Origin of the sequence: Geobacillus sp. G4 (assembly GCF_040327975.1) — a bacterium.
GTDB lineage: Bacteria > Bacillota > Bacilli > Bacillales > Anoxybacillaceae > Geobacillus > Geobacillus thermoleovorans.
On the sequence record NZ_JBEPJY010000006.1, the window covers coordinates 184134 to 205551 of the forward strand.

At 52.4% G+C, this 21418-nt stretch carries 22 protein-coding genes, 3 tRNA genes and 1 pseudogene; 24 read left to right on the forward strand and 2 right to left on the reverse strand.

Features of this window, described 5'->3' with window-relative positions; translation table 11 throughout:
* Positions 1-12: 12 nt before the first annotated feature.
* Entirely contained in the window at positions 13-777 is a 765-nt protein-coding gene (locus ABS784_RS09705) for a hypothetical protein (RefSeq protein WP_011231140.1), read from the reverse strand.
* A 190-nt stretch (positions 778-967) separates the two neighbouring features.
* On the opposite strand from ABS784_RS09705, the gene ABS784_RS09710 reads away from it, so the two are divergent.
* The 21 genes and pseudogenes from ABS784_RS09710 (at position 968) to ABS784_RS17355 (ending at position 16451) form a co-directional block, all read left to right on the forward strand.
* Positions 968-1044 (forward strand) — tRNA-Pro (locus ABS784_RS09710).
* Between the two features lie 10 nt (positions 1045-1054).
* Positions 1055-1127: transfer RNA gene (locus tag ABS784_RS09715), tRNA-Ala, on the forward strand.
* Between the two features lie 9 nt (positions 1128-1136).
* Positions 1137-1226 (forward strand) — tRNA-Ser (locus ABS784_RS09720).
* A 233-nt stretch (positions 1227-1459) separates the two neighbouring features.
* The gene (locus ABS784_RS09725) at positions 1460-1729 is read left to right on the forward strand and encodes an AbrB/MazE/SpoVT family DNA-binding domain-containing protein (protein ID WP_011231142.1); all 270 of its coding nucleotides are present in this window, start codon (positions 1460-1462) and stop codon (positions 1727-1729) included.
* Complete coding sequence (locus ABS784_RS09730) at positions 1729-2058, forward strand: type II toxin-antitoxin system PemK/MazF family toxin (protein ID WP_352512310.1); 330 nt, start codon at positions 1729-1731, stop codon at positions 2056-2058. Before ABS784_RS09725 ends, ABS784_RS09730 begins: the two co-directional genes overlap by 1 nt.
* A 452-nt stretch (positions 2059-2510) precedes the next feature.
* On the forward strand, positions 2511-3344 hold the full coding sequence (locus ABS784_RS09735) for a pirin family protein (RefSeq protein WP_011231146.1): 834 nt from the start codon (positions 2511-2513) through the stop codon (positions 3342-3344).
* 95 nt (positions 3345-3439) lie between these two features.
* Positions 3440-4189: an oxygen-insensitive NADPH nitroreductase gene (gene nfsA, locus ABS784_RS09740; RefSeq protein WP_021321363.1), complete on the forward strand. Its 750-nt coding sequence runs from the start codon at positions 3440-3442 to the stop codon at positions 4187-4189.
* Positions 4190-4378: 189 nt separating this feature from the next.
* Positions 4379-5122, forward strand: coding sequence for an NAD-dependent protein deacylase (locus tag ABS784_RS09745; RefSeq protein WP_352512312.1), 744 nt, complete (start codon positions 4379-4381; stop codon positions 5120-5122).
* Between the two features lie 179 nt (positions 5123-5301).
* Positions 5302-6480, forward strand: coding sequence for an acyl-CoA dehydrogenase family protein (locus tag ABS784_RS09750; RefSeq protein ID WP_066231890.1), 1179 nt, complete (start codon positions 5302-5304; stop codon positions 6478-6480).
* 36 nt (positions 6481-6516) lie between these two features.
* On the forward strand, positions 6517-7281 hold the full coding sequence (gene fabG, locus ABS784_RS09755) for a 3-oxoacyl-ACP reductase FabG (protein ID WP_044731320.1): 765 nt from the start codon (positions 6517-6519) through the stop codon (positions 7279-7281).
* An 18-nt stretch (positions 7282-7299) separates the two neighbouring features.
* Positions 7300-7749 carry a MaoC family dehydratase N-terminal domain-containing protein gene (locus tag ABS784_RS09760; protein WP_021321365.1) on the forward strand — a complete coding sequence of 150 codons (450 nt, stop codon included), beginning with the start codon at positions 7300-7302 and terminating at the stop codon, positions 7747-7749.
* The gene (locus ABS784_RS09765; protein WP_021321366.1) at positions 7746-8150 is read left to right on the forward strand and encodes a MaoC family dehydratase; all 405 of its coding nucleotides are present in this window, start codon (positions 7746-7748) and stop codon (positions 8148-8150) included. Before ABS784_RS09760 ends, ABS784_RS09765 begins: the two co-directional genes overlap by 4 nt.
* 80 nt (positions 8151-8230) lie before the next feature.
* A complete protein-coding gene (locus tag ABS784_RS09770) occupies positions 8231-9400 on the forward strand; it encodes a thiolase family protein (protein ID WP_352512315.1) in 1170 nt (389 codons plus the stop codon).
* A 20-nt stretch (positions 9401-9420) separates the two neighbouring features.
* Positions 9421-10035, forward strand: a complete 615-nt coding sequence (locus ABS784_RS09775; RefSeq protein WP_066231910.1) for a TetR/AcrR family transcriptional regulator — start codon at positions 9421-9423, stop codon at positions 10033-10035.
* 54 nt (positions 10036-10089) lie between these two features.
* Entirely contained in the window at positions 10090-10953 is an 864-nt protein-coding gene (locus ABS784_RS09780; RefSeq protein ID WP_352512317.1) for a branched-chain amino acid ABC transporter permease, read from the forward strand.
* Positions 10953-11990 (forward strand): branched-chain amino acid ABC transporter permease, encoded by a 1038-nt coding sequence (locus ABS784_RS09785; RefSeq protein WP_352512319.1) that lies wholly within the window; start codon positions 10953-10955, stop codon positions 11988-11990. The genes ABS784_RS09780 and ABS784_RS09785 overlap by 1 nt, the downstream gene beginning before the upstream one ends.
* A 2-nt stretch (positions 11991-11992) precedes the next feature.
* On the forward strand, positions 11993-12757 hold the full coding sequence (locus ABS784_RS09790) for an ABC transporter ATP-binding protein (RefSeq protein ID WP_066231873.1): 765 nt from the start codon (positions 11993-11995) through the stop codon (positions 12755-12757).
* Entirely contained in the window at positions 12750-13457 is a 708-nt protein-coding gene (locus tag ABS784_RS09795) for an ABC transporter ATP-binding protein (protein ID WP_352512322.1), read from the forward strand. Before ABS784_RS09790 ends, ABS784_RS09795 begins: the two co-directional genes overlap by 8 nt.
* Before the next feature lie 126 nt (positions 13458-13583).
* Complete coding sequence (locus ABS784_RS09800; protein WP_042382561.1) at positions 13584-14798, forward strand: ABC transporter substrate-binding protein; 1215 nt, start codon at positions 13584-13586, stop codon at positions 14796-14798.
* A 396-nt stretch (positions 14799-15194) separates the two neighbouring features.
* A pseudogene (locus tag ABS784_RS09805) lies at positions 15195-16197 on the forward strand (DMT family transporter).
* Positions 16194-16451, forward strand: a complete 258-nt coding sequence (locus tag ABS784_RS17355) for a hypothetical protein (RefSeq protein ID WP_047757860.1) — start codon at positions 16194-16196, stop codon at positions 16449-16451. The pseudogene ABS784_RS09805 and the gene ABS784_RS17355 overlap by 4 nt, the downstream one beginning before the upstream one ends.
* Positions 16452-16461: 10 nt before the next feature.
* Here ABS784_RS17355 and ABS784_RS09810 read toward each other — a convergent pair whose 3' ends face one another.
* Positions 16462-16968, reverse strand: a complete 507-nt coding sequence (locus tag ABS784_RS09810; protein WP_011231162.1) for a QueT transporter family protein — start codon at positions 16966-16968, stop codon at positions 16462-16464.
* Between the two features lie 83 nt (positions 16969-17051).
* On the opposite strand from ABS784_RS09810, the gene chrA reads away from it, so the two are divergent.
* The 3 genes from chrA (at position 17052) to ABS784_RS09825 (ending at position 21072) form a co-directional block, all read left to right on the forward strand.
* On the forward strand, positions 17052-18251 hold the full coding sequence (gene chrA / locus ABS784_RS09815) for a chromate efflux transporter (protein ID WP_352512359.1): 1200 nt from the start codon (positions 17052-17054) through the stop codon (positions 18249-18251).
* Between the two features lie 172 nt (positions 18252-18423).
* A complete protein-coding gene (locus ABS784_RS09820) occupies positions 18424-18858 on the forward strand; it encodes a DMT family transporter (RefSeq protein WP_352512325.1) in 435 nt (144 codons plus the stop codon).
* A gap of 84 nt (positions 18859-18942) precedes the next feature.
* Positions 18943-21072 carry a YhgE/Pip family protein gene (locus ABS784_RS09825; protein ID WP_352512327.1) on the forward strand — a complete coding sequence of 710 codons (2130 nt, stop codon included), beginning with the start codon at positions 18943-18945 and terminating at the stop codon, positions 21070-21072.
* Positions 21073-21418: the final 346 nt, after the last annotated feature.

The following is a 21418-nucleotide window of genomic DNA, read 5'->3' on the forward strand; positions in this document are numbered from 1 at the left end:
AAACGCCTCCCATCAAATCGGCCATGCGAACCGTTTCGGCTGAAAGCGGCGCCGCAAATAGTGGGCTAGTTCTTTTTCAAACAACTTGTTGTATTCGACCGCTGATACGTAAGCATCGTAAAAGATGAACGAATAAATCGATGGCAGATAAAGCGCCCACTGCATATCGATGATCTTCGTTGCACAATCGAATCGGCCCGTCAGCGTGTACGTAATCGCTTCGGGCAAGTGGGCGAAATACGATACCAAAATGGTAAAGGTGAAGATAAACAGGCCGGTGATCACTTTATGGACATACAAATGGCCAAGGCCCGGGGCGAGCACCGACCAGACCAGCGCCAGCCAAGGCTCGCGCTTGTCCAAATAATTAATATCCCATATTCCCATTCGGATGGAAGAGATCGGCGCATCTTCGCGGTCGGCGAGCAAATACAGCTTGTTCATGTCGACTGAGCCGCGGTAGCTGTCCCAAATGCTGTACATGTAGATGGCCACATAAAACATGAGCCATCGTTCGTCAAGAACGGCTTTTGCCTTTTCAAAATCGCCAAGCAGCGAGTATAATATACCTGTATTGATATGGGCTTTTGTGTTGATAAACAGCTCCCAGAGGATTAACATAAAGGCCGTGGCGTAGCGTTGCTGCATCAAATTGCCGAAACCCGGAAACGAAAAGGAAAAAAAGGCGACGACAAGCGGATGACGCAAATGGAAATGGGTGGTTGTCAATTGCGACAAATGCGCCCGTTTGCGCCGCGCCGGCGGAATGAGTTTCACAAAGCGCCCCCTTTCCTTTACACGGTTGCTGTGTTTTTAGTATAGGAAAAAAGGAGCGGCAGCTATGCAGGTCGTTTCAGAAAAAAGATAAATTTTCATCCGTTATGGCGAAAAAAAGATAAAAAAACTATTGACTTTCCTTTGAGGTTCATATAAAATGTAAATTGTCGCAAGGTAAACCAGCCTATGTCGGGAAGTAGCTCAGCTTGGTAGAGCACACGGTTCGGGTCCGTGAGGTCGCAGGTTCAAATCCTGTCTTCCCGACCATTATAGACATGGGGCCTTAGCTCAGCTGGGAGAGCGCCTGCCCCGCACGCAGGAGGTCATCGGTTCGAATCCGATAGGCTCCATTTTCATACGGAGGAATACCCAAGTCTGGCTGAAGGGGGCGGTTTCGAAAACCGCTAGGGGTGTCACAGCCCGCGGGGGTTCGAATCCCTCTTCCTCCATTTCTAATATCCGATCCTGTCAAATTGTAAATCATGAAACCCTTGATACGACTGCGTTGGCAGTCGTTTTTCATTTTTTGGGAATCCTTTTGACTTTTCTTCAAATCTTTATGTTCAGCGTCTTATCATCAATCGTAATCGTTCGTTTCGAATCGAAAACACCGTCTCGATGGCATCTTTTTTTGAATTTATGTATATACTATGTATATACGAAATGAAAGGAGAGAGGTATAATGGAATTAAACAAACAGAAAGGAGTGTCAATCATGACAATAACAGTTCAAAAATGGGGAAACAGCCTTGCGGTTCGTATCCCAAGCGTGATTGCTGAACGTTTAGCGCTTCATCAAGGATCAGAAGTGGAGATGATCGTTGAGAACCAAGCGATCAAGTTGATCCCGAAAAAGAAAAAGCCGACATTGGAGGAACTTTTGGCTAAAATCACGCCGGAAAATCGCCATGCTGAAATTGATTTTGGAACAGAAGGGAATGAATTGTTCTGATGCAAGCGCCGGATTGTGGGGATCTTGTTTACGTCAATTTCAATCCACAAGCAGGGCATGAGCAGGCAGGAAAAAGGCCCGGCATCGTTCTATCACCAAAGCGGTTCAATCAATTGACAGGGTTTGCGGTGCTTTGCCCGATCACCCGGCAACAAAAAGGATATCCATTTGAAGTGGAATTGCCATCAGGCTTGGCCGTTGAAGGCGTGATTTTAACCGATCAGGTCAAAAGTTTAGATTGGCGCGCCCGACAGCTTCAAATAGTAGGACGGGCGCCCAATGAAGTTGTTTCGGATTGCTTGGATCTGATTCATACTTTTCTTTCGTGAAAGGCCATTTATATTGGCCTTTTGTTCACTTTTAGCATACTTTTTGCGTACATTTTTGCCCTTCACGCTCCTTGAGGCGGGAGACTTCCTTCGGATATTTTGTTAAAAAGGCAGAATCGAGCAACGAAAAGAAGGCGGATTGTCCCGCCTTTTTGCATGGATTGACACACTGGAGATTATTTTGCACAAATTTTGCACGTGATGAACGAGCATGTCCATTCATCCTTGTATCAATAGTTTTATGGTGGGATTGGAATCCCTCTTCCAACGTCCACCTGCCGAGTGCCGGCAGGTTTTTTGTTTTTTGCGAGCGGTATGGCCGCCATTTTTCAGGCAGATGACTTGCCTGTTTTTCGTTGAATCCGGTACGATGAAGGAGGAAACGGTTTGCCGATTGAGCTGCACTCCTTTCGGCAACGGCCGGGATTGCGCAACATAAGGGAGGAGAGGTTATGGCGATTCAACGCCGCATTCGTCGCGTGAAAACCGTGCAAATGACCACCAACAGTCCGATTCATCGCAGCGGTTCGGTGCTTGAGCCCGGGAACTGGCAAGAGTATGATCCGTTTTTGCTGCTGATGGAAGATATTTTTGAGCGAGGAACGTTTGACGTCCATCCGCACCGCGGCATTGAGACGGTCACGTATGTGATCAGCGGCGAGCTTGAACATTTCGACAGCAAAGCCGGCCACAGCACGCTCGGGCCTGGAGATGTGCAATGGATGACGGCCGGCCGCGGCGTCGTCCATAAGGAAGACCCGGCGTCCGGTTCAACCGTGCACAGCCTTCAGCTATGGGTCAACTTGCCGAGCGCGTACAAAATGACCGAGCCGCGCTACCAAAACTTGCGCTCCAAAGACATGCCCGTGCGCAAGGAAGAGGGAGCGACGATCCGGGTCTTTTCCGGGTCATCGAAAGGCGTCAAAGCGCCGACGAAAAACATCGTTCCCGTCACGATGGTGGAAATGATTGTCGAACCGGGAACAACGGTCGTGCAAGATTTGCCGGGGCATTACAATGGGTTTTTGTACATTCTTGAGGGGAGTGGCGTGTTCGGTGCCGACAACATCGAAGGAAAAGCCGGGCAAGCGCTGTTTTTCAGCCGCCACAACCGCGGCGAGGAAACGGAGCTAAACGTGACCGCCCGCGAAAAACTCCGCCTTCTTCTTTATGCCGGCGAGCCGGTGAACGAACCGGTCGTCGCCTACGGGCCGTTCGTCATGAACACGCCGGAACAAATCCGCGAGGCGATTCGCGATTACCAGGAAGGGCGGTTTGGGCGATAATGGAAGGGAAAGAGCCGATTCGTTGTATGGCTCTTTCTTTTTTGTTATCATGTTCACAAAAAGAAGCCGTTGGGCTGTTCAAGGAGGACATAGTCATGAACCAAGTCATCGAAACGATTCTCCAGCACCGTTCGATCCGCCGGTTTGAAGACAGGCCGCTCACGGATGAACAAATCCGCACGATCGTCGAATGCGCCCAGGCGGCATCGACTTCAAGCTATGTTCAAGCGTACTCGATCATCGGGGTGAAAGATCCGGAGAAAAAACGGAAGCTCGCCGAGCTGGCGGGAAATCAATCCTATGTCGAGCATAACGGCCATTTCTTTGTCTTTTGCGCTGATTTTCACCGCCATGAGCTCATTGGCGAGCTAGAAGGAAAAGACGTGCTTCCATCGCTTGAGAGTACGGAAAAGTTTATGGTTGCGCTGATTGACACGGCGCTTGCGGCGCAAAACGCCGCCATTGCCGCGGAGTCGATGGGGCTTGGCATCTGCTACATTGGCGGGCTGCGCAACAACCTGCCGGAAGTATGCCAACTGCTTAACATACCGAAACGGGTCATTCCGCTGTTCGGGCTTGCCGTCGGCTATCCTGCGCAAACGCCGGATCCAAAGCCGCGGCTGCCGTTTGAACACGTTTATCATGAGGACGAATACAACCAAGACCGCGCCCGATTCCTCGAACAATTGCAACGCTACAACGAAACGGTTTCGGCGTATTATGAGCAGCGGACAAATGGCCGCCGCCGCGACACATGGACCGGGCAGATGGCCGATACGCTCAGCCGCCAAGTCCGGATGTACATGAAGGAGTTTGTGGAAGGGAAAGGGTTCAATTTACGGTAGCCTCTCTTCGTTGGGAAGAGGGGTTTTTCTTGCAGGTGATTTCATTTGTAGGAAAATTATGACAGCCCGTTGGACATTCGTTTTGGTGATTGATTTTGTCTGGAGTTTCAGCTATACGTTATGGCCTCGAAAAGAACCGAAGGCGAGACTGGCAAAACCAAGAGGTTCGTAGGAAAGGAGAGAACGAGAATGGACCAAATCCGGCAACTGGCGCAATGGATCAAAGAGGCGAATACGATCGCCGTCCTGACCGGGGCGGGGATGAGCACGGAATCCGGCATTCCTGATTTTCGCAGCGAAAACGGCCTTTACGCCCAAGAGGACAATGTCGAATATTATTTGTCAGAGTATTATTACAAAAAAGATCCGGTTGATTTTTGGCGTCGATTCAAGCGGATGTTTTCATTAAAAATGATGGGCGGCTTTGCCCCGAATGACGGGCATCGGTTTCTCCGCTGGCTTGAGGAGATGGGCAAGACGGTGACGATTTTGACGCAAAATATTGACGGGCTGCATACGAAAGCAGGAAGCACGAATGTCATTGAGCTGCACGGCACGCTGCAGACGGCGACATGCCCGTCATGCGGCAACAAGTATGATCTGTCGTTTATCAACCGTCACGAGGTGCCGCGCTGTGAAAAGTGCCAGACGATTGTCAAACCGGATGTCGTTTTGTTTGGCGGGCTCGTGCCGCGCATGGAAGAAGCGTTTGCTGCGGCGGCCGCCAGCGACTTGCTTCTGGCGATGGGAACAAGTTTGGAAGTGGCGCCCGTGAATCAAATCCCGTTTTATGTCGCCGCCGAATCGCCGGCAACAAGGAAAGTATTGATCAACAAAACAGCGACAAGAATGGACGGGATGTTTGACCTTGTCATTTATGGCGGAATCGGGGAAACGGTCGCTAGCGTGCGCAAGCAAATGCAGGCGGAATAGATCGATAGATTCCATGCCAACGGGAGAACGCATATAGCGTTTTCCCGTTGGACGAAAATCAAAAAAGGTATTGTACTTTTCAGAACATTCGAATATAATAAAGATAACATACCAACCGGTTGGTATTTTGATGAGTGGAGTCGAGCATAAAGGCGTAACGGAAAAGGGAGGGGACCATCATGTATTTGCGCTTAACGGACGAGCAGCGCATGGTGCAAAAAGCGATCCGCAAGTTTGTCGAAAAAGAATTGATGCCGCTCGAAAATGAAGTATTGCGCAATGAGCGCGAAGGGAAGCCTGGGCTTTCGCCCGAAAAGTTAAAAGAGCTGCAGCTCAAAGCGAAAGAAGCGGGTTTTTGGGGGATCAACACGCCGGAAGAATATGGTGGAGCCAATTTAGGACATGTCATGCAGGCTATTGTGTTGATGGAAGTCTCGAAAACGCTCGTTCCGTTCCAGTTCGGCGGGTCGGCGGACAACATTTTGTATTACGCCAACGAGGAGCAAAAGAAAAAATATTTGATCCCGACGATCAACGGCGAGAAAAAATCGTGCTTTGCCATGACTGAGCCAGGCGCGGGGTCTGATACGCGCAACATTAAAATGACGGCGGTGAAAGATGGAAATGAGTGGGTGTTAAACGGGGAGAAAACGTTTATCACTGGAGGCAATGACGCTGATTTTGTCATGGTCATTGCCGTTACCGATAAAGAACGGCATCAGGCGACAAATGGACGCGAAGGAGTGACATGTTTTATTGTCGACCGCGAGATGGGCTGGCGTTCGGAGCCGATACATACGATGGGGCCATCAACACCGGCCAGCTTGATTTTCGAAAATGTGCGCGTGCCGGAAGAAAACATTTTAGGCGAGTTGCACCACGGCTATCAACTTGGGCTTGAGTGGATCGGCTATGCCCGTTGGGTTGTCGGCGCCCGGGCGGTCGGAGCGGCGGAACGGTTGCTGCAAATGGCGATCGACTACGCGAAAGAGCGCGTTACGTTCGGCAAGCCGATCGCCGAGCGGCAAGCGATCCAATGGATGATCGCCGATTCGGCGGTGGAAATTGAAGCGGCGAAATGGCTTGTTTTGAACGCGGCGTTTACGCTTGACCAAGGGGAAGACAACCGCCATTTGGCATCGATGGCGAAGCTGTTTGGCGCGAACATGGGCAACCGCGTCGTTGACCGCGTCATGCAAATCCACGGCGGCATGGGCTACACGAAAGAAATGCCGATCGAACGCTGGTACCGTGAAGCGAGATTGTGGCGCATTTACGACGGCACCGATGAAATTCAGCGCCTCATTATCGCCCGCAACTTAATTAAAGGACACGTCAAGCTTGGACAGTTTCTCTAAAAAATGAAAGCGTTATCGAAAGGGAGGAGAAAACCGATGAGTCAACGGTTTGCAGGAAGAGTGGCGTTTGTGACCGGAGGAAGCCGCGGCATCGGCAAGGCGATTGTCACCCGTTTTGCCGAAGAAGGAGCGAAAGTAGCGTTCATTGATGTAAACGAAGAAGCGCTTGAAGCGACGGCTGCCGAGCTGCGGGAAAAAGGGTATGACGTTTACGCCAAGGTGGCGAGCGTCACCGACCGCGAACAAGTGGAAACGACGATCCGAGAAGTGGTCGATCGGTTCGGCTCGCTCGATATTCTCGTCAACAACGCCGGCGTCATCCGCGACAACCTGCTGTTTAAAATGACGGACGACGACTGGCAAACGGTGATGGACATCCATTTGAAAGGGGCGTTTTACTGCGCCCGCGCCGCGCAAAAATATATGGTCGAAAGAGGATACGGCCGCATCATCAACATTTCGTCAACGTCCGCGCTCGGCAACCGCGGCCAGGCGAACTATTCGGCGGCGAAAGCCGGAATTCAAGGATTTACGAAAACACTGGCGATTGAGCTTGGCAAATTCGGCATCACGACGAATGCCGTCGCCCCTGGGTTTATTGAAACCGATATGACGAAAGCGACGGCCGAGCGGCTTGGCATTTCGTTTGAGCAGCTCATCCAAGCGAGCGTCGCCAACATCCCGGTCGGGCGCAGCGGCCGTCCGGAAGACATCGCTCATGCGGTCGCCTTTTTCGCCGATGAGCGGTCGTCGTTTGTCAACGGCCAAGTGCTGTATGTCGCCGGCGGTCCGAAATGCTGAAAACGAGGAGGACGGGGCATGTACCAACATGACATCGGGAAACGGTCAGCGAAAGTGAAAAATGTCGTTGAGCGCGGAGCGGTGAAAAAGTTTGCGGAGGCGATCGGCGATCCAAACCCGATTTATTGGGACGAAGAGACGGGGAAACGGTCGCGCTACGGGCGCAACATTGCGCCGCCGACGTTTCCGCGCGTGTTTGACTACGGCGTCATTGAAGGGCTGAAATTGCCGTCCAAAGGGCTCATCCATGGCGAACAGCACTTCCATTATGAGCGCCCGCTGTTTGTCGGCGAAGAGCTGTATTGCTATGCGGAAGTGAAAGATTATTACGAAAAACAAAGCAGCATGGGCCTGCTCGGCTTTTTGGTCATCGCCAACAACGGCGAGGACGCTGACGGAAATCTCATTTTCACTTCCACCTCGACGATCATGATCAACGAGGCGGTTAGAAAGGCGATGAGCGTATGACGAGCATCCGCAAATGGCAAGTCGGAGAGTCGCTTCCCGAAGTAACGCTCGCACCGGTGTCCCGGCTCGATTTAATCAAATACGCCGGCGCATCAGGCGACTACAACCCGATCCATACGATCGATGAAGAGGCGAAAAAAGCCGGCCTGCCGGGCATTATCGCCCACGGCATGTGGACGATGGGCAATCTCGCGAAGCTGTTTACGCCGTACTACGAAGAAGGGTTTGTCCAAGACTATTTCGTCCGCTTCCAGTCGATGGTGTTTTTAAACGATGTCATCACCTTAAAAGCAACGGTGAAGGAAAAAGACGAGAAAGCGATCCGTTTTGCCGTCGCTGCCGTCAACCAGCAAGGAAAAGAAGTCATTAAGGGCGAAGCCGTGTTTTCTCTGTATGAGTGAAACAAGGCAGCGAGCCCGGTAACATCGAGAACGCCCAGTTGCCGGGTTTCGTACTACAAAGGGGATGAGGAGGAGTCAGGATGAGACGAGATGCCGTCATTGTGTCTGCTGTACGAACGGCCATCGCCCGCCAAGGGGGCGCTTTGGCGACGATGCCGGCGCATATTTACGGCGCGGAAGTGATCAAAGAAGCGATGCGGCGGGCGAATATTGGTCCGGAGCATGTCGATGATGTCATTATGGGCAACGTCCTAAGCGGCGGCGGCAATATCGCCCGGCTGACCGCGCTGCAAACCGGATTGTCGCTTGAACTAACGGGGCTGACGGTCGACCGCCAGTGCGGTTCGGGCATTAACGCCGTCAATTTAGCGGCGCAAGCCATTTGGGCCGGCGACGGAGATGTGTATATTGCCGGCGGCGTGGAAAGCATGAGCCGCGCGCCGTATTTGATGGACCGCCCGGAAAAACCGTACAGCTCGACGCCGCCAAGCTTCCGCAAATCGCAGCTATCGCCGAAAGAAATCGGCGATCCGCCGATGGGGATTACGGCGGAAAACTTGGCCAAAAAGTACGGCATCAGCCGCGAAGAGCAAGACGCGTTCGCTTTGCGCAGCCAGCAGCGCATGGCGCGTGCTATGCAAGAAGGGCGGTTTGAGGAGCAAATCGTACCGATCACCGTTCCGGTGAAAAAAGGAGAGCCGTTCGTCTTCGATACGGACGAACATCCACGCCCGAACACGACGATGGAAGCACTTGCGAAGCTGCCGCCGGCGTTTTTGGAAGGAGGAACGGTGACAGCGGGGAACAGCTCGGGGCTGAACGATGCCGCTTCCGCGCTCGTCATCATGTCTCGTGAAAAAGCAGAGGAGCTTGGCGCAAAGCCGCTTGCCGTCATCCGCGCTCATGCCGTCGCCGGAGTGGATCCGAACATCATGGGCATCGGCCCGGTGCCGGCGACAAGAAAAGTGCTTGAAAAGGCGGGGCTGACGCTTGATGAGATGGACATCATTGAAATCAATGAAGCGTTTGCCGCGCAAGTGATCGCTTGTGACCGCGAGCTTGAGATGGATCCGGAAAAAGTGAACGTCAACGGCGGCGCCATTGCCCACGGCCATCCGCTCGGCGCGACGGGGGCGATTTTGATCACGAAAGCGGTGTATGAACTGAAGCGCCGCGGCGGAAAATATGCGCTCATTACCGCATGCATCGGCGGCGGCCAAGGGATCGCCACGATTATCGAACGGGAATAATGAACTGGAGCCAGTTGACGATGAAAGAAAAATTGAGGGAAGCGGCCATTGAACTGTTTGAGCGCAAAGGATTCAAAGAAACGTCGGTGCAGGAAATCGTCGAAGCGGTCGGGGCAACGAAAGGAGCATTCTATTACTATTACAAAAGCAAAGAAGAGCTGCTCTGCGATATTTGTGTTTCCTATTTGGATGATTTGTTGCGGCAGCAAGAGCACATTATCCAAGATGTAGGAGCAAGTTGCACGGATAAACTGCGCGCCATCGTCTATATGGTCATCAGCAACATTCGCACGCGGAAGAAAAGCGCCCGCATTTTCTTCCGCGAAATGCGGCATTTGGCTGATGATCATTTGGCGGAAATTCGCGCAAAGCGGCGGGTGTTCCGCAAACGGTATGAACAGCTCATTGAAGACGGCATCGCTCGCGGCGAGTTCAAGCCGTCCCTAAATGCGGAAATGATCACGTTCGGCCTGCTTGGCATCACGAACTGGAGCTATTACTGGTTTCAGCCGGATGGGGGCGTTTCTGAAGAAGAGCTGACCGATATTTATGTCGATTTCATTTTAAACGGTATTCGGGCGCAGAGCGAGAAAACGGGAGCGGGTGTAGGAGGATCGCCTATTTCACTGAAATGATGGATCGGCTGTTTAGCTTATATAAGGCTGAGCGGCAGACAAGGGGGGATCGGGATGGAGTTGTTCATTCAGCAACTGTTAAACGGGCTGACTGTTGGAAGCGTTTACAGCCTCGTCGCGTTAGGCTTGACGCTCGTTTACGGCATTTTGCACATTCCAAACTTTGCTCACGGCGCGCTGTATATGATGGGCGGTTATGTCACGCTTACGGCCATGACGAAGCTTGGGATGCCGTATGGGTTGGCCATTATTGTATCGATGGCGGCGGTCGGGCTGCTTGGCGTCTTGATGGAGCGGTTGGTGTTTTATCCCCTCCGCGACGCGCCGCCGCTTCATGACAAAATCGCGGCGATCGGCATTTTGCTGTTTTTGGAAGCGTTCGCCCAGTTCGTCTGGGGGGCGGACTATCAGACGATGCCGACACCATATGGAGACGTCGTCAATATTTTCGGTTTCACACTGACCATTCAACGCATCCTCATCATTGCATCCGCTGTGGTCATCATGGTGCTGTTGTACATCTTCTTGAAAAAGACGTTCATCGGCGCTTCGATCATCGCGATGGCGCAAAACCGCGAAGGAGCGAATTTAGTCGGCATCAACACGAATAAAGTCGCCATGTTGACGTTTCTTCTTTCCGGCAGTTTGGCCGCGCTCGCCGCGTCGCTCGCTTCTCCGATCAACCTCGTGTTTCCCGGCATGGGCCATCTCGTCATCTTGAAAGCGTTTGTCATCATCATTCTCGGCGGCATGGGAAGCATCCCCGGCGCCATTGTCGGCGGCTATATTTTAGGATTTAGTGAAAGTTTAGGAGCGACGTATGTGTCGAACGACTACAAAGACATTATCGCCTTCGTGATTCTTGTCATCATTTTAACAGTCAAACCAAACGGACTGTTTGCCAAGGAGGGACGTTGATGGCCATTTTCGAAAAACGACGCCTATGGCTCGCGGTCCTCGCGGCGCTGGCACTCGCTTTTCCGCTGCTTGTCACCAACGGCTATTACTTGCACATGATGACGATCTCCTTTATCTGGATGATCGCGGTTTACGGATTGAACTTGTTTGCCGGCTATACTGGCTATTTATCGCTTGCCCACGCTGGATTTTTTGCGATCGGGGCCTATACGCTCGGTATTTTGACGGTGAAAGTCGGCGTGCCGTTTTGGCTCGCTTTCGTGTCGGCCTGTTTGTTGACAACGTTGATTGGCGCTTTGGTCGGCCTTGTCGCGTTGCGGACGAAAGAGCACTTTTTCGCCATTTATACGCTTTGTGTCGGCTACATTATTTATTTGGTCATTGACAAATGGGATGGCTTAACCGGCGGGGTGCGCGGCTTTATCGGCATTCCGGCGCCGGCTGACATCGGTCCGCTCTCGTTTCAAACGCCGGTCGCCCAATATTATTTGTTGTTGTTTTTCTTGGCTGCCGTCGTCTTCATCATGTATCGGCTTGTCTATTCGTTGACTGGGCGGACGTATATCGCCATTCGCAACAGCGAGGAGCTCGCCTTGACGCTTGGCATCTCTACGATGAAAAACAAACTGGCCTCGTTTGTTCTGTCGGTCTTTTTCACGTCGCTCGCCGGGGCGTTGTATGCGTCGTTCATCCGCTTTCTTGGCCCGGATATCGCGTACGTCAGTGTGATGTTTGACTTTTTAACCTATTTGCTTGTCGGCGGAATCGGCACGCTTGCCGGTCCAGTCGTCGGAACGCTGCTCGTCACGTTTTTATCCCAGCAGTTGCAATTTTTGCAAGATTACCGGATGCTCATTTTCGGTCCGGTGCTGACGCTTTTGATCATCTTTTACCCGCATGGCATTACGGGCGGCTTTATCCGTTTTAAAGCAAAGCGTGAAGAAGCGCGCTGCCTCAAGCTGGAAGCAAACCGGACCGTCGCTGAGCTGGCTGCCTCGCGCCAAGGGCGGAGCGAACGGCATGTAAAGGAGGGATAACAATGTTTTTGCACGTCGAACGGTTGACGAAGCGGTTTGGCGGATTGTTGGCGGTCAACGATGTCACGTTTTCCGTTGAACAAGGGAAAATCAATGCCATCATCGGCCCCAATGGAGCCGGCAAGTCGACGTTTTTCAATTTGATTAGCGGCTTGTACCGGCCGACGTCCGGGACGATTACATTCAAAGGGCGCGATATTACCCGCCTGCCGGCGAACGAACGGGCAAAGCTCGGCATTGCCCGCACGTTTCAGACAACCCACTTGTTTGAACAGGCGACGGTGATCGATAACGTCATCATCGGCCATCGGCTTCGCACTTCATCCAACTTGTTTGATGCCATTTTGCGCACGAAACGGCATCGCCGCGAGGAACAGGCGTGCAAAGAAAAGGCGATGGAAGTGCTCGAGTTTGTCGGGTTGACCGGCGTGGCGGATCGGATTGTGGCCAACTTGTCGCAGGAGCAGAAAAAGCGGGTGGCGTTTGCGCTCGCCTTAGCAACCGATCCCGAACTCGTTTTGCTTGACGAGCCGGCGGCCGGCATCAACCCGGATGAAACGGAAGGGCTTGAGGAATTGATCGTCAAAATGGTCAAGGGCGGCCTGACCGTTTGCCTCATTGAGCACAAAATGTCAATGATCATGAAAATCGCCGACCGCATTATGGTGTTAAACTACGGGGAAAAAATCGCGGAAGGAACGCCCGAGGAAGTGCGAAACAACGAGGCGGTCATTCAAGCGTATTTAGGAGGGAGCGCCATTGCTTGAGGTTGCGAACGTATCCGTCCGCTACGGGAGTTTTACGGCCATTCGCGATGTGACGTTTTCCGTCAAGCGAGGGGAGATCGCCGTGTTGCTGGGCGCCAACGGAGCGGGGAAAAGCACATTGTTTCGCACGATCAGCGGGTTGCATAAACCAGCACAAGGGGAAATCCGCCTTGATGGCGAGCGCATCGATTCGCTGCCGCCTGACCGCATCGTCGGGCGCGGTGTTGTGCAATGCGCGGAAGGACGCAAACTGTTTCCGCGCATGAGTGTATACGAAAACTTGTTGATGGGCGCTTACGTCCATCGAAAGGACAAAGAAGGCATCCGACGCTTGATCGAACATGTATATGAGCTGTTTCCGATTTTGCGCGACAAGCGGAACGCGCCAGCCGGATCGTTAAGCGGCGGCCAGCAGCAAATGCTCGCCATCGGCCGCGCCTTAATGTCACGCCCTGCGGTGCTCTTGCTTGATGAGCCGTCAATCGGACTCGCTCCGTTGATTGTCGAGCAGATGTTTGCGACGATTAAGCAAATCAATGAGGGAGGAACAACGATTTTGTTGGCGGAACAAAACGCTCATGCGGCGCTGTCGATCGCCCATCGAGGCTATGTGTTTGAAAACGGAACGATCGTTGCCTCAGGGACAGCGGACGAGCTGCTCGCCAACGACGATGTCCGCAAGGCGTACATTGGTGCATGATAGGCCTCATCCTTGTCCATCAGCGAAAGCAAGGAGAGGAGATGGCACTGAAAGGGGGTGAATAACGGGTGTGCCAAATATTATATAAATATTCAAAATAATAAATAATCAATAGGGGGGAGTAGAATGAAAAAAAGAAAATGGTCAATCGCCGCTATGATCGCGGCCATCATGATGTTGATGCTTGCGGCGTGCAACAATTCGCCAAGCAGCAATAACGCCAACGGCGGAAACAATAGCGGAGGAGGCGGCGGTGAAACGGGCACGGTCAACATCGGCTACAGCGGCCCGCTGAGCGGCCCGGCCGCCTATTATGGCCAACGGACGTTAAACGGCTTGAAAATGGCGGCCGAGGAAATCAACAACAGCGGCGGCTTTGAGGTGAAAGGAAAGAAATACAAAATTAACCTCGTCCCATTAGATGACAAATATTTGCCAAACGAAACGGCAGCGAACGCCAAACGCCTTGTGCAAGAGCATCATACGCCGATCATTTTCACGCCGCACAGCGGTGGCGTCATGGCGCTGCAAGTGTTCAACCAAACGGACAATTTCATCATCGCGGCGTATACGAGTGAGCCGAAAATTACACAAACGGGCAATAAGCTGACCGTGCGCATTCCGCCGCGCTATGACGGCTACATCCCGACGTTTACCGATTATGCCATGAAGCATTTCGGCAGGAAACTGGCCGCCTTGCCGACGGCGACGCAATACGGGAAAGACTGGACAGAAAAACTGTTGCCGTATTGGGAAAAACAAGGCGGAAAAGTTGTCTACAAATCATCGATTGATTTTACGAAAGACACCGACTTCTTTACGATCGTGACGAATGCATTGAAAGAAAAGCCGGATGTCTTGTTTATCGGTGGACCGTCGGAACCGACGGCAAAAGTGGCGAAACAAGCACGCGAACTTGGTTTTAAAGGCGGCTTTATCATTATGGATCAGGCGAAACTCGATGAGATGAAACGGGTGACGGGCTCTTATGACATGCTTGAAGGTTCGATCGGCGTCATGCCGCTTGTCGAGTCGGATCAACCCGCGGTTCCAGAGTTTGTGAAAAACTATCGGGCAAAGTTCAATGAAGATCCGGGATCGGAAGCCGCTTACAACTATTTGGCGCTTTACGCTTTCGTCGAGGCGATGAAAGCCGCAGGCACCGTCGATGACCCGCAAGCGATCCGCGAACATATGAACGACGGCTTGAAAAACATTCCAGACGAAAAGAAAGTGTATAACGTCCCAAGCATCGGCGACGATGGCGGATTTGAATCGGAAATCGTCGTGGCTGCGGTGGAAAATGGAAAAATTGTGCCCATTGAGTTAATAAAACAATAATACACCATGCAGACTGACAAGCAGAGGCACCTTATCATCGGGCTTTCAATGGGAATGCTCTTTGCATGAGCCCTGAAGTATGCATCTTCTCAAGGATCCGTAGATGGAGCGGTATATGGATGGAGCAATAGAGAGGCTGTCTGAAAAGGTCATCGCACGACTTTTTCCAGACAGCCTTTTCCGTTTTCGCATTATGACGTTTTTTGATTCGTTAATGATAGGATTGCCGCCTGGCAGAACTGTTTCGGGTTGATCAATTCTTATTGTGCATTTCTTATCATAGAAAACTATGTTCTAAATAATCAAAAAAACAAATAGAAAAATTTTCAATAATGCGATAAAATAAAACTGCTCTGCCACATGATGAATCTAATCACAGGAGGGGAGAGACCGACCATGCGGGAAATGGCCCTCGGCCTTGCCGCCTCGTTCTTTTTTGCCGTTACGTTCATATTGAACCGGTCTATGGAGCTAGCTGGCGGGAGTTGGACGTGGAGCTCGTCACTTCGTTTTTTCTTTATGGTTCCGCTGTTGTTTGTCATTCTTCTTGCCCACCGCAATCTCGGTCCGGTTTGGCGCGACATGAAGCGCCATCCATGGACATGGATCGTCTGGGGGACGGTCGGTTTCGGCCTGTTTTACGCGCCGCTCACGTACGCCGCTGCGTACGGGCCAGGGTGGCTTGTAGCCGGCACATGGCAGTGCACGATCGTCGCCGGCGTCCTGCTTAGCCCGCTGTTTACAGAACAAATCGAAACGCAAAACGGAACTGTGTCCGTGCGCCGCCCGATTGAAAAACAGGCGCTTTTCATTTCATTTTTTATTTTGCTCGGCGTCGTGCTCGTTCAGTTCCAGCAAGCAGGCCATCTCACATGGGAAGAAATCGCGTTGGGGATCTTTCCTGTGCTCATCGCCGCCTTTGCTTACCCGCTGGGCAACCGAAAAATGATCGAGCATTGTGCCGGACGGCTTGACGCGTTTCAACGCGTATTCGGGATGACGATCGCCAGCTTGCCGTTTTGGTTCGTCGTGGCGCTGATTGGATGGGCGACAGCCGGAGTTCCTTCGGCTGGGCAAACGGCGCAGTCGCTCATTGTCGCTATCAGCTCGGGCGTTATCGCGACGACGCTTTTTTTCATCGCCACTGACCGGGCGAAAGGAAATGAGCGGAAGCTGGCTGCTGTTGAAGCGACGCAATCCGGAGAAGTGATTTTTGCCGTTATCGGCGAAGTGCTGTTATTATCGGCTCCGTTTCCGAACGGCTGGGCGTTTGTCGGCTTAGCGGTCATTGTGGCGGGGATTTGCTGGCATAGTTTTGAGTCTGCAAAGACGGTGAACCGGCCGGCCCCACCCGGTTTCAGCAGCCTGGCGTTCCTATCGCGTGGGGGAAGAGCAGTGAGGATGATCCTATATGCGCTGCTGGCCTGCCATGCGGCTGTGATTTATTTCTGGATTAGCGACTGGGACGTGCTTATGACGCCCGTGGGTCTTGTCGTATGGGTCGGAGGGGTTGCTGTCAGTCTCGCCATCCTTCACTTTCGCCCCAATATTCATCCCAAGCTGCGGTCTATGCTAACAACCATGACGGCGGCTTCGGTGCTCGCCGCTGTCTGTTCATTGATCATCGAATGGGCGGTGCGCTCGATGCCGTAGGAACACTTGGTCAGTCGTTGCGGCCGTCAGCGGCCCGGAAGGCTTCTGGAGCAATCCGGCGGCCGACGGCATACATGATCGGCGCGCCGATGGCCATGACGACCAACTCGCTGATGGCCGTCGTCAGCCATGTGAGCCAAAACGGAAAGCCGAGCGCCAGTTTCAATTCGAAGGCGATAATGGCCATAGTCACAGTAAATGACAGCGTATTGACGGCCATGCGCGCCCAAACGTTTCGGACATACCGCATAGAGACGATCGTGATGAGCAGCGCCAACACCGACTGGCCAACGCCGAATACAAGATCATACGCGACAATCGGCGAGAAAAACAAATTGGCAAAAAAGACGCCAAGCACGATGCCAACAGCGTATGTTTTGCGGAACACGACCAAGTGATTCAATATTTCTGACACGCGAAACTGAATATTCGTAAAGCCAAACGGCTGAATGAGCGTCGTCACCGCGATATACACGGCGGCGATCAAGCCATTTGCCGCTATGATCCGAATGTTCATAACGTCCTCTCCTCGCATTGATGATAATATGATTGTAGCACGACAAACGAATGAACGAAAGGAAGTGAATCTCGTTGGCCTTGATGGATCAACAAGCAACAAGCCGGCGGCGATCGGTTTGGGAAGTCGGAAAAACAGCGCTTCTCCTCGGTTTAACGTCATTTGGTGGTCCGGTCGCTCATCTCGGCTATTTTTACGAAGAGTACGTCAAACGAAAAAAATGGATTGACGAGAAAACGTATGTCGATTTGGTCGCTTTATGCCAATTCCTCCCTGGTCCAGCGAGCAGCCAAGTCGGCATCGGCATCGGATTCATGCGCGCCGGCGTTTGGGGGGCGTTGGCAGCTTGGCTTGGTTTTACGCTGCCGTCAGCGGTCGCCCTCAGCCTGGTTGCTGTTTGGCTGCAACACCATTCTTGGGGTGACGCCGGCTGGATGCACGGCTTGCTGTTGGCGGCCGTGGCGGTCGTGGCGCAAGCTGTATGGGAGATGGCGCGCAAATTCGCCTCTAGCCGCTTCGAGGCAACGGTCGCCATCACAGCGGCGGCCGCTGTGCTTCTTGCGCCGGGCGCGTGGAGCCAAGTAGCCGTCATCGCCGCAGCGGGGGGCATTGGCGCTGTTGGAGTGCGAAAAAATGTCGCACCTTCTTCGTCTGCGGCAGGCATCCCGCCTTCCATTCGTCGTTCCACCGGTTTGACGTTGCTTTCCTTGTTTGCCGTGTTGCTTGTTGCGCTGCCGCTCATTCGCACTTGGATCCATTCACCGCTTTTGGCGCTGTTTGACAGCTTTTACCGCGCTGGGGCGCTCGTGTTTGGCGGCGGTCATGTGGTGTTGCCGCTCTTGGAGGCGGAAGTGGTGCCGCAAGGGTGGGTCACCGCCAATCAGTTTTTAGCCGGCTACAGCGCCGCCCAAGCCGTCCCTGGGCCGCTGTTTACGTTTGCCGCGTATATTGGAATGGCGGCGTTGGGCTGGAAGGGAGCGCTAGTGGCTACCACAGCCATTTTTCTTCCATCCTTTTTGCTCGTTCTTGGCGCGTTTCCGTTTTGGCACTGGCTTCGCCGCCATCCGCGCTTCCAAGCGGCGCTTGCCGGCATTAACGCCGCTGTGGTTGGGATTTTGCTTGCGGCGCTGTACGATCCGATTTGGACGAAAGCCGTGAAAGAACCGGCTGATCTAGCGTTTGTCCTCGGCACCTTCCTTCTCCTTGCCGTTTGGAAGTGGCCGGCCTGGGCGGTTGTTCTCGTTTCGTTCGCCGGGGGGCTTTGGCATTCTTTTGTTCAATGAATCCGATGGCCGACTACGGCAGAAAAGCTAGGAATAGAGCCTTCTCATCTGGTTTTTATTGGTTAATCAACATGCCTGGGTTTTTCGGCTGCTATGGCCAATATTTTGACAAGTTTTTTTTGAACTGAATCATGATCAAGAGGAATGTTGGCGCCTTAGGGGGGAATGGGACGTGAAATGGTTATGGATGCTGCTGGCCTTGGCTGCCGGAATGGCTGTTTCCGTACAGGCCGGAGTCAACGGCGGCCTCGGCAGGCGGATCGGTGTGTTTGAAGGAGCGTTCGTTTCGTTTTTGATCGGGACGGTTGTCCTCTTTTTAGTGCAATTGTTTTTGGGCAAAGGAGAATTGCTTGCCATGTTTTCCGTGCCGAAATGGCAGTTGATAGGAGGTATTCTCGGAGCTTTTTACGTTTTTGTTATGGTGCTCATCGTCCCGAAAATCGGTGTTGCCAATTCATTGATGGCGGTGATTGCTGGTCAGCTTGTCATGAGTTCAATTGTTGACCATTTTGGCCTGTTCGGCGGGCAGCGCATTCCGTTTGACATGACGCGCCTGGCTGCGATCGCCTTCCTATTTGTGGCGCTTTGGCTCTTTTTTCGCAAATGAACAGGACTGGCCGAGTTGGTTTAGTTTTCCGTGATCCGCTCATACTAACAACAGCATGATCGACTTGAAAGGAAGCGGATCAAAGTGAAACAGGCATGGCGCATTTATGTGAACGATTTGAAACATCTCACGACCAACTGGGCCGCAGCCATATTGGCTCTCGGTCTGATCGTTCTTCCATCGCTTTACGCTTGGATCAATGTAGAGGCTTCGATTGACCCTTATGCCCATACAGATGATTTACCGATTGGGGTGGTGAACGAAGACCGCGGGGCGGAGTTGGCTGGGCGTTCGTTTCAGGCCGGTGACGAGATTGTGAGAGCGTTGCAACACAACCATCGGTTGGGCTGGCGATTTGTTTCGAAAGAAAAGGGAATGACAGGTGTGCGAAAAGGGGACTACTTCGCCACCATCGTCATCCCAGCAGATTTTTCGGCGCGATTGGCTACTGTCGTTCAAGATCGTCCGAAAAGGGCGACCATTTACTACTATGAAAACGACAAACGAAACGCCATCGCTCCCAAAATCACGGAGCGCGGAGCAAGTACGTTGTCAGCTCAAGTCAGCGATGAGTTTGTGAGGGTGGTCAATACCGCGTTGTTTTCCTTGTTCCACCAAGCGGGAGTGACGCTCGAACAGCAGCTTCCCACCATTCGCCGCGTTGAGGCGTTCGTGTTTCGTCTAGAAAACGAATTGCCAACGATTCAACGACAATTGGAAGCCCTAGATCGCGATGTAGGAGAGGCAAGATCGTTGGTTCGTATAGGCCGCGAGCTTCTGCCGGCTGTCAAAACAACGGTGCGGCGTGGTTTAGAATGGACAGGCCGCGTTGAGAAGTTGTTCATGCAAGTGAATGCTTCATCGCACTTATGGGAAAAGCCGGTGGAAATGGCGGTTCATGCGCTCCATTCCTTTCCCTTCTCCTTTGCAGGGCAGACGCCAGAGTCTCTTGATACACCGGAAAAGCAAGCGCGTTGGGCGACTCTCATCCAACAAGCTGCAACAGACGCGAGCCCATTGGTTCAGCAATTGCGCCGAACATTGAGAACATGGGAGGGGACGATTGATTCCTCTTCGTTTCAACCTGTGCAGCGCACAGTCAGCCGTATCGAGCAGACGCTAGCGTCTATTCAAGAAACAGCGGCGCTAGTGAAACAACATCCAACAGGCGTCGAAGAGAAGATCACTCACCTGCGTGAACAAATGGCCTTATTGGACGCGCAGGCGCAACAACTTGATCAAGCATATCGCCAACGGTTGTTGCCTCTGTTGCGTGCGAAATGGAATCAAACGGGGAAACAGGTACGCCAAGCGAAACAAACGCTTCTTCGCATGGATCAAGCGTTAAATGAGGTAGAGCAATGGTTGTCAAACACAGATCGTGATTTAGCGGCCGCGCAACAAGCGCTAAAGACCGCACAGGCTCAATATCCATTTCTTTCCCGCTATGTTCGCGAGCTGGCCGCCTTCCTATCGAAAATCAAAAGAGAAACCAACATCGATGAACTTATTGGCTTGTTGAAACAAGATCCACAGGCGAAAGGTGCATTTTTGGCCCACCCGGTTGACGTGCAAACGTTCCGCCTTTTCCCGTTGCCGAACTATGGTTCGGGCATGAATCCATTTTACACGGTGCTGGCCATATGGGTAGGATGTTTGTTGCTTGTTTCCCTCTTGTCGACGGATCCTTCTTCGTTTTCGGAAGCGAATGAGCGGGAAAAATATGCCGGACGGCTGTTGACCTTTTGGACGCTGAATGCTTTGCAGGCGGTGGTCGTGACAGCTGGAGCGGCTTTCATCTTGCCGAATATTTTCGTCCGTGAACCGGGATGGTTCATGACGTTCGGCCTTTTGTGCGGCTTTGTCTTTATGGCGGTGGTTTTTTCGCTTGTTTCCTTGTTCGGCAATGTGGGAAAAGCGATGGCGATTGTGTTGCTCGTCTTGCAAATTGCCGGAGCGGGGGGAACGTATCCCGTTGAGCTGATTCCTCCGTTCTTTCAGCAATTAAACCCTTGGCTGCCGTTTACCTATGCCATTGATGTCATGCGCGAGGCGGTCGGCGGGATTGTATGGGAAAATGTTGAGCATGATGTCAAGCGGCTTCTCTTGTTTGCCGTTGCCGCCCTTTTGGCCGGACTTTTGTTGAAAGGCCCACTAAACCCATGGATGCGCGCTCTGAAAGAGAAAGCCGTCCAAAGCGGGTTGTTTCATTGAAACATTTTCTCTATTTTCTTTTGGAAGCATCTGCTACAATAGGGATGAGAGCATTGCTTCATTCGCCATCGCCCCGTCGAATACGCCGTTTTCATACAAGGAAAGAGCGTTTTCTCACGGGGAAGAAAGGGAGAGAATCATGTCGATCCGTCGACTGCTTGGTTTTGCGCTCATTTTTTTGGCGATTTCGATGTTTATCGAGCAAATGTGGTGGGTCGGGGGAATTTGTTTCTTGATTGGAATTGGAATGACTGCGAAGAGTCCAATCGATCGAAAGTGGAGGAAAAAGAAGCATATATGGTAAACATCGAGAGTGATATGAATCAAACAAGGGTCAGACAGCATG